The organism is Comamonas sp. B-9, assembly GCF_000410635.1.
In the GTDB taxonomy this organism is placed as follows: domain Bacteria; phylum Pseudomonadota; class Gammaproteobacteria; order Burkholderiales; family Burkholderiaceae_C; genus Comamonas.
Genome location: NZ_KE148569.1, coordinates 1 through 10212 on the forward strand (window position 1 = coordinate 1; position 10212 = coordinate 10212).

At 63.6% G+C, this 10212-nt stretch carries 10 protein-coding genes; 7 read left to right on the forward strand and 3 right to left on the reverse strand.

The window, feature by feature from the left end:
* Positions 1-681 (reverse strand): thiamine pyrophosphate-binding protein (locus H928_RS0112135; RefSeq protein WP_021026752.1); only part of this gene is annotated, 681 nt, incomplete at its 3' end.
* 388 nt (positions 682-1069) lie between these two features.
* Between H928_RS0112135 and H928_RS0112140 the strand changes: the two genes are divergently transcribed.
* The 6 genes from H928_RS0112140 to H928_RS0112165 all read left to right on the forward strand — a co-directional run bounded on the left by H928_RS0112140 (position 1070) and on the right by H928_RS0112165 (position 6412).
* Positions 1070-1576, forward strand: coding sequence for a hypothetical protein (locus H928_RS0112140; RefSeq protein ID WP_021026753.1), 507 nt, complete (start codon positions 1070-1072; stop codon positions 1574-1576).
* Between the two features lie 281 nt (positions 1577-1857).
* Positions 1858-2619, forward strand: coding sequence for a transporter substrate-binding domain-containing protein (locus H928_RS0112145; RefSeq protein ID WP_027010882.1), 762 nt, complete (start codon positions 1858-1860; stop codon positions 2617-2619).
* Between the two features lie 211 nt (positions 2620-2830).
* Complete coding sequence (locus tag H928_RS0112150) at positions 2831-3517, forward strand: ABC transporter permease (protein WP_021026755.1); 687 nt, start codon at positions 2831-2833, stop codon at positions 3515-3517.
* The gene (locus tag H928_RS0112155; protein ID WP_021026756.1) at positions 3514-4227 is read left to right on the forward strand and encodes an ABC transporter permease; all 714 of its coding nucleotides are present in this window, start codon (positions 3514-3516) and stop codon (positions 4225-4227) included. The genes H928_RS0112150 and H928_RS0112155 overlap by 4 nt, the downstream gene beginning before the upstream one ends.
* Before the next feature lie 19 nt (positions 4228-4246).
* Positions 4247-5023, forward strand: coding sequence for an ABC transporter ATP-binding protein (locus H928_RS0112160; protein ID WP_021026757.1), 777 nt, complete (start codon positions 4247-4249; stop codon positions 5021-5023).
* A 159-nt stretch (positions 5024-5182) separates the two neighbouring features.
* Positions 5183-6412, forward strand: a complete 1230-nt coding sequence (locus H928_RS0112165) for an MFS transporter (RefSeq protein ID WP_021026758.1) — start codon at positions 5183-5185, stop codon at positions 6410-6412.
* Positions 6413-6447: 35 nt separating this feature from the next.
* On the opposite strand, the gene murB is transcribed toward H928_RS0112165, so the two are convergent.
* Positions 6448-7548, reverse strand: a complete 1101-nt coding sequence (gene murB, locus H928_RS0112170) for a UDP-N-acetylmuramate dehydrogenase (protein ID WP_021026759.1) — start codon at positions 7546-7548, stop codon at positions 6448-6450.
* Positions 7549-7613: 65 nt separating this feature from the next.
* Between murB and H928_RS0112175 the strand changes: the two genes are divergently transcribed.
* Entirely contained in the window at positions 7614-8099 is a 486-nt protein-coding gene (locus H928_RS0112175; protein ID WP_021026760.1) for a YajQ family cyclic di-GMP-binding protein, read from the forward strand.
* A gap of 75 nt (positions 8100-8174) precedes the next feature.
* Here H928_RS0112175 and H928_RS27450 read toward each other — a convergent pair.
* Positions 8175-10212: TonB-dependent siderophore receptor (locus tag H928_RS27450; protein WP_043339844.1), on the reverse strand; the 2038-nt coding region annotated here is incomplete at its 5' end.

Here is a 10212-nt window from a genome sequence, read left to right on the forward strand (position 1 = left end):
AGCGCCGCTCGCCTGCGCGAGCCGCCACACCAGCGCCTGGGCCGGCGCAAACACCGCTGCGCCCGACAGCAGAATCAAGGCCTTGCTGCCCGCCTGGCGCAGCACCCTTGCCACTTCATCGATCGCATGGCCATCCACTGCGGGCGGCGCAGGCAGGGGCAGCGGCTGCGCCACCACACCGCCCTCGTCCCAGGACACATTGGCCGGCAGGATCAGGCTAGCGATCTGCCCGGGAAAGGTCGAGGCCGCACGCACCGCCATCGCCGCATCCTGGCCCAGGTCCGCACTGTGCGTGCTGGTATACACCCAGCCCGATACCGTGCGGGCCAGGCCATCGGTATCAGCCGTCAGCGGCGCGTCAAAAGGCCGGTGGTAAGTGGCCTGGTCGCCCACGATATTGACAATGCCGCTGCGCGCTCGGCGCGCATTGTGCAAATTGGCCAGGCCATTGGCCAGGCCCGGGCCGCAGTGCAGCAAGGTGCAGGCGGGCTTGCGGGCGATGCGGTAGTAGCCATCGGCCATGCCGGTGACCACGTTCTCTTGCAGGCCCAGCACGCAGTGCATGCCGGGGATCTGGTCCAAAGCTGCTACAAAGTGCATCTCGCTGGTACCAGGGTTTGCAAAGCAGGTATCCACCCCTGCAGCCAGCAAAGTCTTGACCAGACTGTGTGCGCCATTCATCTCTATATCCTTAAAGGGTTGCCTATCACTGCGCGACACCTTAGCTGCAACGGCGCCAAAACCGGGTCGCCAAGATGAAAGCGGGCCCGGCCCGGCCACCACCGCGCGCCGCACAAGCGCATGGATACAGGCCTTGCCCGGTTTTGCATCGACCCACCATGTAGGCCAATTCTCAAGCGCTATTACGGCCTTGGATGGCATGCGGGTCGGGTTGTGCAGGTGCACAGTGGGGGACCCGAGCAAGGTGGCAAGCGCAGTGACTGCGCTGCTCACCCTTGATGGCTTGCATGGCAGGCCTCCCAAAAGGCCATCTGCAGCCCCTTTCATCCCCCAGCATCTGAACACCAAGTGTTACCACCAGAGCGCCCACTGCGCCTAGGATGGCCCGATGCAAAACCACACCAAGGAAACCCGCATGCACCGTATGTCCCGCCACGCCCTGTTGTCCACCGCGCTGGCCTGCGCCGCTTTGGCGGCCCAGGCCCAAAGCAGCCAGGGAGCGGCCAGCCCAGCAGCGGCAGCCACGCCGCCCGCAGCCGAGGCAGCGCCCCAGGCCCCTGCGCCCAACCCGGCTGCTGAAAAGGCGCTGGCCCAGCGTTTCCAGGCGCTGCTCGCCGCCTTTGAAGGCAAGGCCGCTGTGCCCGATGCCAAGACTTTTACCGAAGACTTCAACAAGCAGGTCACGTCCGACCAGATGAAGCAGGTGTTCAACGATGTGCACCAAAGCGTGGGCAGCTGCAAGGTCGGCGCGCAGATGACCAGCCCGACCCCTTACATCACCAGCTACCTGCTGCAGTGTGACAAGGCCTATGTACCGATGGACATCGGCATCGAGGAAAAGGCACCCTACCGCGTCCACAGTCTGCTGATTCGCCCGGGCTACTGGAAGAAGTAAGCGCGGACGTTTCGACAAAATAGACGATCGAATCGACCGTCACAACCCATACTTATTAGTGTTTCCCTGGATAGGGCGTAAAAATTGACGCTTCAACGTCGATTTTTGCGCTCAATGGCCGTTTAGGCTGGTGATAATGCGCACAAGCTCGCCGCTTTGCCACAAAGCACAGCACAGAGCTGTCGCCGGGTCGCCACAAGCCGATTTGAGACCCCGACGGCGGGCAGCAAAAGCACTAGCATGCTAGCCACCTTATCAACATTCGGATCCGAGGATTCACTATGCGTAAAACCTTGATCGCACTGGCAGTGGCCGCTATCGCCGCCCCTGCGTTTGCTGCAGACCTGAAAGTAGCTGTCGACCCGACCTACGAACCGTTTACCTACAAGACGCCCCAAGGCGAAGTCACCGGTTTTGACGTAGACATCGCCAAGGCGGTGTGCGAGCAGATCAAGCGCAAGTGCGTGTTTGTCGAGCAAGTCTGGGACAGCATGATCCCCGGCCTGCAAGCCAAGAAATACGACGTCATCGTCAGCTCCATGTCGATGACCGACGAGCGCCGCCGCGTGGTCGATTTCAGCGACCGCTACTACAAGACGCCCAGCGCCGTGGTGCTGAAGAAAAGCGTGGAATACAAGGGCCCGGCTTCGGCCAAGGGCCTGAAGATCGGCGTGCTCAAGGGCTCGACCCAAGAGAAGTGGGCCAATGGCGAGCTCAAGCCTGCAGGCGCGACCATCGTGCCTTATGAAGCCCAGGACCAGGTCTACCTGGACATCAAGTCCGGCCGCCTTGACGGCACCGTGGCTGACAAGGTCGAAGTCAACGGCGGCTTCCTGCGCAAGGCCGAAGGCGCCGACTACGGCTACAAGGGCCCGGACCAGTACGAGACCAAGTACTACGGTGATGGCATCGGCATTGCGCTGCGCAAGAACCAGGGCGACCTGAAAAAGCAGATCAACGAAGCGATCAAGACCATCCGCAGCAATGGCACCTATGCCACGATTGCCAAGAAGTACTTCGATTTCGACCCCTACGGCAACTGATCTTTGCAAAACGCGGTCGCGCCCCTGGCGCCACCGCGTCCTCGATCAGGGCTAACACCAAGCGGCGCGCTGCTCCAGAGTCTTCATACTGGATGAATCGCGCCGCAATTCCATGGTGCCAAGCCTTTTTGCAGCGCCCCCCCAAGGCAAACACCAGGCCATCCATGGGCCCGATTGCGTACCGCAATCACGGCGCCTAAGGCCAAAAACTATGAGTGATTACTTTCAATCGATCCTGATGGGCTCGCTGCTGACGGTAGCGGTCTCACTGGCATCAGCGGCCATTGCCACCGTGCTGGGCCTGCTGGGCGCCAGTGCCAAGCTGTCGGGCCGCCGCCCGCTGGTGGTGCTGGCGACGGTCTACACCTCCATCGTGCGCGGCATCCCTGAGCTGGTGATGATGCTGCTGGTCTTCTACGGCGGCGCCATCGGCCTCAATACCTTGCTTGAGAAGATGGGCAGCGAAAGCTCGGTCGACCTCAACCCCTTTGTGGCCGGCTCGTTCACGATCGGCTTTATCTACGGCGCCTATATGACCGAAACCTTCCGGGGCGCGATCCTGGCCATCCCCAAGGGCCAGATGGAAGCGGCCTGGGCCTTCGGCATGAGTCCGGTCAAGACCTTCTTTCGCATCACCTTGCCGCAGATGGTGCGCTATGCATTGCCCGGCTTTACCAATAACTGGCTGGTGCTGATCAAGGCCACCGCGCTGGTCAGCCTGATCGGCCTGCAAGACATGACCTACCTGGCCAAGCAGGCCAGCGCCGCTGCGCGCGAGCCCTTTATCTTCTTCCTCTTCACCGCTGCGCTGTACCTGGTCTACACATCGGTATCGCTGTGGGCGCTGGGCCGTCTCAATGCCCGCTACAGCCTGGGAACCGAAAAGGTGCAGCTATGAACTGGGAAGTCATTTTTCAGCCCGACACCCTTGCGCTGTACGGCGAGGGCCTGGTCACCACCCTCAAGCTGCTGCTGTCCAGCCTGGCCATTGGCGCTGTGCTGGCGCTGCTGGGCGCGCTCGCGCTGGTCAGCCGCTCCTGGCTGCTGCGCAAAAGCGTGGGCGCCTTTACCTATTTCATGCGCGGCACGCCGCTGCTGATCCAGGTTTACCTGATCTACTACGGCTTCTCGCAGCTTGAATGGGTTCAGGCGCGCTGGGATGCGGTCTGGCCCTGGACCTACTTCAAGGAGCCGTTCTTCTGCGCGTTCCTCGCCTTCACCTTGAACAACGCCGCCTACACGGCCGAGATGCTCGCTGGCTCGATCCGCGAAACCTACAAGGGCGAAGTGGAAGCGGCCCGCGCGATGGGCATGAGCCGCTGGCAGCTGATGCGCCGCATCGTGATGCCCAGCGCCATCCGCCGCACCCTGCCCGCCTACAGCAACGAGGTGGTGATGATGCTGCATTCAACCAGCCTGGCTTCGACCGTGCCGTCGCTGGTGGACCTGACCGGCGCTGCCAGCCGGGTGTACTCGGACTACTACCTGCCGTTTGAAGCCTATATCGCGGCAGCTGCCATCTACCTGAGCATCACCTTTATCCTGATTGGCATCTTCCGCCTCGCCGAGCGCCGTTTCCTGGGCTATCTGGCTCCGCGCAAGGCCTAAGACATTCGAGCATCGAGATATGAACGCATCCAACTACAAACTGCAGGCGCTGGACATCCACAAGAGCTATGGCAGCAACCAGGTGCTCAAGGGCGTCTCGCTCAACGCCTGCGCTGGCGACGTGATCAGCATCATCGGCAGCTCCGGCTCGGGCAAGAGCACCTTTCTGCGCTGCATCAACCTGCTGGAGCAGCCCCAGCAAGGGCAAATCATCGTGGCTGGCGAAAGCCTGCAGCTGCGCACCGGCCGCAATGGCGCGCTGGACGCAGTCGACCCCAAGCAGCTCCAGCGCCTGCGCAGCAAGCTGGCCATGGTGTTCCAGCATTTCAACCTCTGGGCGCACATGACGGTGATGCAGAACATCATCGAGGTGCCGGTGCATGTGCTGGGCATCAGCAAGGACGAGGCCGTCGCCCGCGCCCGCAAGTACCTCAAGCTGGTCGGCCTGGAGAACAAGGAAGACAGCTACCCCAACCACATGAGTGGCGGCCAGCAGCAGCGCGTGGCCATTGCGCGTGCGCTGGCGGTCGAGCCCGAGGTGATGCTGTTTGACGAGCCCACCTCGGCGCTGGACCCCGAGCTGGTCGGTGAGGTGCTGCGCGTGATGCAGGTGCTGGCCCAGGAAGGCCGCACCATGCTGGTCGTGACGCATGAAATGGGCTTTGCCCGCGAGGTCTCCAACCATGTGATCTTCCTGCACCAGGGCCTGATCGAAGAGCAAGGCCCGCCGCGCGAGGTGCTGGCCAACCCCAAGAGTGAGCGTCTGGCACGCTTCCTCTCGGGCAGCCTCAAATAAGCCGCGCAGGCCGAGTTCTGCCCGCGACAGCATCAGCGCCACCCAAGCGGCGGGCAGGCGCACAATAGGGCCGGCCGCAGCTGACCTGGAGAGGATTCTTCAGGCCGCCAAGTGCCAGCCGGCCCCTCGGCGCAGACTCGATACCCCTTCACCCCCACCATGGGCACGCCCAGCTCCCCTCCTCCCGCATCCGATCCGGCCCTAGGCAGCGACGCGGAATTCTCGCTGCGCCGCATTGCCGTGGCGGCCTTTGGGCCCTCGCTGCTGTTTGGCATTGGCGAGGGTGCGGTGCTGCCCGTGATCGTGCTGATGGCGCGCGATCTGGGCGCGTCAGTGCCCATCGCAGCGCTGGTGGTGGGGCTGGTCAGCATTGGCTCCTTGCTGAGCAATATCCCGGCATCGCTGATAACAGCGCGCTGGGGCGAACGCTGGGCGATTGTGGCCGCTGGCCTGTGGAGCGCCATCGGCATGGCCATCTGCCTGGCCACCCAGCAGCTGTGGCTGTTTGCGCTGGGCTGCCTGATGGTGGGCATGTCGCAGGCGGTCTACAACCTGGCGCGGCAAAGCTATCTGACCGAGGCCGTGCCCGTGTCCTACCGCGCGCGGGCGCTGTCCACCCTGGGTGGGGTGATGCGCATCGGCATGTTCATCGGGCCCTTTATCGGCGCCTGGGCCATGCATACCTGGGGCCTGCATGCGGCGTTCGCGGTGGGCATTGTGGGCGTCCTCTGCGCCGCAGCCATTGGCCTGCGCGTGCCCGATCTGGCGGCGCCCGCTGCACTGCCGGGCCAGCCGCTGCCCACCGAGGCACCGTCCATCGCCGGCATTCTGCGCGATCACCACCGGCTGTTTCTCACGCTGGGCCTGGGCGTGCTGCTGGTCAGCGCCGTGCGTGCCTCGCGCCAGGTGGTGATTCCGCTGTGGGCCGACCATCTTGCGCTGGCACCGGCTGCCGCCTCGCTGGTCTACGGGCTGGCAGGCGCCATCGACATGCTGGTCTTCTACCCTGCGGGCCGGCTGATGGATCTCAAAGGCCGGCGCTGGGTGGCCGTGCCATCGATGCTGGTGATGGGCGCGGCCATGCTGCTGATGCCGCTGACGGCCAGCGTGACGACCTTGCTGCTGGCGGCCATGGCGCTGGGCTTTGGCAATGGCATTGGCTCGGGCCTGATCATGACCTTGGGGGCCGACCACGCACCGCGCCATGCGCGGGCGCATTTTCTCGGGCTATGGCGCCTGGCGGCCGATCTGGGCTCATCGCTGGGGCCAGCGCTGCTGTCGTTTCTGGCAGGCAGCCTGTCGCTGGCCAGCGGCATTGCCTGCATCGGCTTGCTGGCCTGGGGCGCGGCGGCAGCGCTGGCGCGCTGGATACCACCTGCCAAGCGCTGATCCCTTTAGGCCGCGCTGGCGCAGCTACCAGACAGCTACCAGACGACCGGTTCGGGCTCCAGCTGGATGCCAAAGCGCTCATAGACACTGGTCTGAATCGCGCGTGCCAAGGTCACCACCTCGCCGCCGGTCACGCTGCCTTCGCCCGCGCCCAGGTTGACCAGCACCAGGGCCTGGCGGTCATAAACGCCGGCCTTGCCAATGCTTTTGCCGCGCCAGCCGCAGGCATCGATCATCCAGCCCGCAGCCAGCTTGATGCTGCCGTCCAGCATGGGGTAGTGCACAATTTTGGGCTCGCGCGCGATGATGTCCTCGCACTGGTCGGCAGTGACCTGGGGGTTCTTGAAAAAGCTGCCGGCATTGCCGATCTGCGCTGGATCGGGCAGCTTGGCACGGCGGATCTCCACCACCCAGTCAAAGATGTCCTGGGCCGTGGGCTGCGCAATGCCTTTTTCGGCCTGCTTGCGGGCCAGGTCCAGGTAGCCCAGCTCGGGCTTCCAATCCTTGGCCAGGCGCAGCCGCACATGGGTGATGACGGCGCGGCCCGCCAGCCCCATGCCCCGGGGCTCGGCCACGCCGGTGGCGCGGGCAATCATGGTGAGCGGCATGGTCTCGGCCGGCGCATGCTTGAACACCGAATCCCGGTAGCCAAACGCGCACTGCGCCGCCTGCAGGCTGAAATGCTCACCATTGCTCAGGTCGATCGCATCGAGCGAGTCAAAACGGTCTTGCAGCTCCACGCCATAGGCGCCAATGTTCTGCACCGGTGCTGCGCCTGCGGTGCCGGGGATCAGCGCCAGGTTCTCCAGCCCGGGGTAGCCATGGGCCAGGCTCCAGGCCACGACCTCGTGCCAGACTTCACCAGCGCCCACTTCAATGATGTAGTGCTTCTCGGTCTCTTCGACCAGGCGCTTGCCCATGATCTCCATCTTGAAGACGGTGGGCTCGACATCGCCGGTGATGACGATATTGCTGCCGCCCCCCAGCACCACCACCTGGCGGCTGGCGCCCAACGGGGGCTGGGCCAAAAAATCACGGATATCCTGCGGGGCCTGCACGCGCACCAGGTTCATGGCCCGCGCCATGATGCCAAAGGTGTTGTATTGCTGCAGCGGGGCATTTTTCTCGACTAACATCGCTAGATTGTCGCACTTGTCGCGACCCACTCAGGCGCTCAGCCTGGCCTGCAAGGAGAGTATTTATGCCATCGTTTGACACGGTTTGCGAAGCCGACTTCGTCGAGGTGAAAAACGCTGTTGAGAATTCCGCCAAGGAAATTGGCACCCGTTTCGACTTCAAGGGAACGTCGGCCGGGATCGAGCTCAAGGACAAAGAGATCATCATGTACGGCGATGCCGACTTCCAGCTGGTGCAGGTCGAAGACATCCTGCGCAACAAGCTGACCAAGCGCAATGTGGATGTGCGCTTTCTGGACAAGGGCGATGTGCAAAAGGTCGGCGGCGACAAGGTCAAGCAAGTGATCAAGGTGCGCAATGGCATCGAGCAAGAGCTCGCCAAGAAGATCCAGAAGCTCATCAAGGACAGCAAGATGAAGGTGCAGGCCGCCATCCAGGGCGATGCTGTGCGCATCACCGGCGCCAAGCGTGACGACCTGCAAGCGGCGATGGCGCTGCTGAAAAAAGACGTGACCGACGTGCCGCTGTCGTTCAACAACTTCCGCGACTGATCCGCACTCGATCAAAAACAAACAGGCCGCGCTGCAGGGATTGCAGCGCGGCCTGTTTTTATGGCGCCTGGGCGCTTAGAACTGGTAGTTCGCGCTCAGCAAAGCACCACGCGGCGTGCCGGGCATGCTGCTGGAACGCCAGTATTCCTTGTTGGTCAGGTTGGACACTGCCAAGGTAACGGTCCAGGGCGCAGCGCGCCAGCCCACCAGGCCATCCCAGCGGGTGTAGCCGGGCACGCGGCTGGTGTTGGCGTCATTGGTGTAGCGGGCGCTGGTGTGGGTCACACCCAGCTCGGCATACCAGTTGCCCGCAGGCGCATAGCGCAGGAAGACATTGCCGTTGCGGCGCGCGGTATTGGCCAGGTAGTTGCCTTCCAGCGCGGGGTTGGCCTTGTTCTCGGTGACCTTGGCGGCCATGATGCCGACGCCACCGCGCACATACCAAAACGGTGCCACACGGCCAGATGCGCTGAACTCGATACCGCGTGAGCGCTCCTTGCCACGCACGGCCCAGGTGAAGGGGTCGTTGTCCGGATCGGGGCGGTAGCGGATGTTGTAGTGCTCCAGCTGGTAGACGGCCAGCTGCGTGGACAGCGCGCCGTCCAGCCAATCGCTCTTGACCCCCATCTCAAACTGCTGCGAATGCTGGGGCTCGTCGTCCAGCACCGCGCCAGCGCCGGTGTCAACCATCAACATGCCCCGTCCGCCATAGGGCGAGAAGCTGCGGCTCCAGGACGCATACAGGCTGTGCTCGCGTACTGGCTGCCAGACCAGGCCCGCGCGCGGGCTGACGGAGTTGCCATCGGTGCTTCGGCTCGCATTGGTCAGCTGGTTGGTGCTGTTGAAGTCAAAGTTGTCATAGCGCGCGCCCAGCAGCAGCTTCCACTGGTCGCTCAGGCTGATCAAGTCCTGCACATACAGCGCGCGGGCCGTGCCCTTGTGCAGATTCTGCTGCGATGGCGCGCCTTGGGGCGGGCGCACCGCATCGAACACCGGGTTGTTCGGATCGATATAGCCATTGCTGTTGGCGGTGCTGAAAAGGCGCGGCGCGCGTTCTTCCTCGCTGTGCTCCACGCCCAGCAGCAACTCATGGCGCATGCCGGCCAGGTCCAGCTTGCCGGTCAGGTCCACGGTGTGGGTGGTGGTGCGGTTCTCGGTTTGTTGCCAGGCATAGCTTTGGCGCAGCAGGCCGGGGTTGGCGCACTTGGCGCCCGCAGGGGTCAGGCCCTGGGGGTTGCAGTAGGTACCGGCAAAGTAGTGGTCAAAGTCCTGGCTGGCTTCGCGCTTGCTGGCCACCCAGCGCACGCTCCAGGCCTTGTTGAACTCGTACGACAGGTCCGAGCGCAGCACGCGCAGACGGTCTTCGACAAAGTCGCCCGGCTGGGCAAAGCCCTGGCGCAGCGACATGCCTGGCGGCATCTGGTCGTAGGAAGGCCCCCGGTCCGGCACGCGCCAGACATTGTCATAGGTGTACTGGCCGGTCCAGCGCAGGCCCGTGCGCGTATCCACCATGACACTGGGCGAGACCATCTCGTTGCGGTTGCGGATGCCGCTGCGAAAGCTGTGCGCCTGCTCGCGGTCGGCCGTCAGCCGCATGACCACGTTGGGGCTGATCACCCGGTTGATGTCGATGGTGCCGCCCACGTTCTCCCAGGAGCCACCGCGCAAGGTCACGCTGCTCACGCCATCAAAACGCGCCTGCTTGCTGACCATGTTGATCACACCGCCGCCCGCGCCACGGCCATACAGCACCGAGGCCGGGCCTTTGAGGATCTCAATGCGCTCGACATTGGCCGTGCTGCGGCGCACCTGGCCGGATTCGCGCACGCCATCGCGGTAGATATCGCCGCTGTCGGCATTGAAGCCACGGATCATCACGCCCTCGCCGCGCATGTCATAGCTGGTGTTGACGCCTGGCACACCATCGAGCATGACCGACAGGTCGTTGATGCCATAGCTCTTGTACTTGTTGACTTCCAAGGTGTCGATGGTCTGCGGAATGTCCTTGGGCGCCATATAGGTCTTGGTCGCCGTGGTCACGCCTTCGGGGCGCACATCATCGGGATCGAACTGGTCGGCAGACACCTGGACCGTTGGCAAGGTGTGCTCTTGC

Excerpts from the sequence above, each read along its gene's own strand:
- H928_RS0112150 (WP_021026755.1), top strand. The coding sequence starts at position 2,831 with ATGAGTGATTACTTTCAATCGATCCTGATGGGCTCGCTGCTGACGGTA.
- H928_RS0112160 (WP_021026757.1), top strand. The coding sequence starts at position 4,247 with ATGAACGCATCCAACTACAAACTGCAGGCGCTGGACATCCACAAGAGC.
- H928_RS0112155 (WP_021026756.1), top strand. The coding sequence starts at position 3,514 with ATGAACTGGGAAGTCATTTTTCAGCCCGACACCCTTGCGCTGTACGGC.
- murB (WP_021026759.1), bottom strand. The coding sequence starts at position 7,548 with ATGTTAGTCGAGAAAAATGCCCCGCTGCAGCAATACAACACCTTTGGC.
- H928_RS0112165 (WP_021026758.1), top strand. The coding sequence starts at position 5,183 with ATGGGCACGCCCAGCTCCCCTCCTCCCGCATCCGATCCGGCCCTAGGC.
- H928_RS0112140 (WP_021026753.1), top strand. The coding sequence starts at position 1,070 with ATGCAAAACCACACCAAGGAAACCCGCATGCACCGTATGTCCCGCCAC.
- H928_RS0112145 (WP_027010882.1), top strand. The coding sequence starts at position 1,858 with ATGCGTAAAACCTTGATCGCACTGGCAGTGGCCGCTATCGCCGCCCCT.
- H928_RS0112175 (WP_021026760.1), top strand. The coding sequence starts at position 7,614 with ATGCCATCGTTTGACACGGTTTGCGAAGCCGACTTCGTCGAGGTGAAA.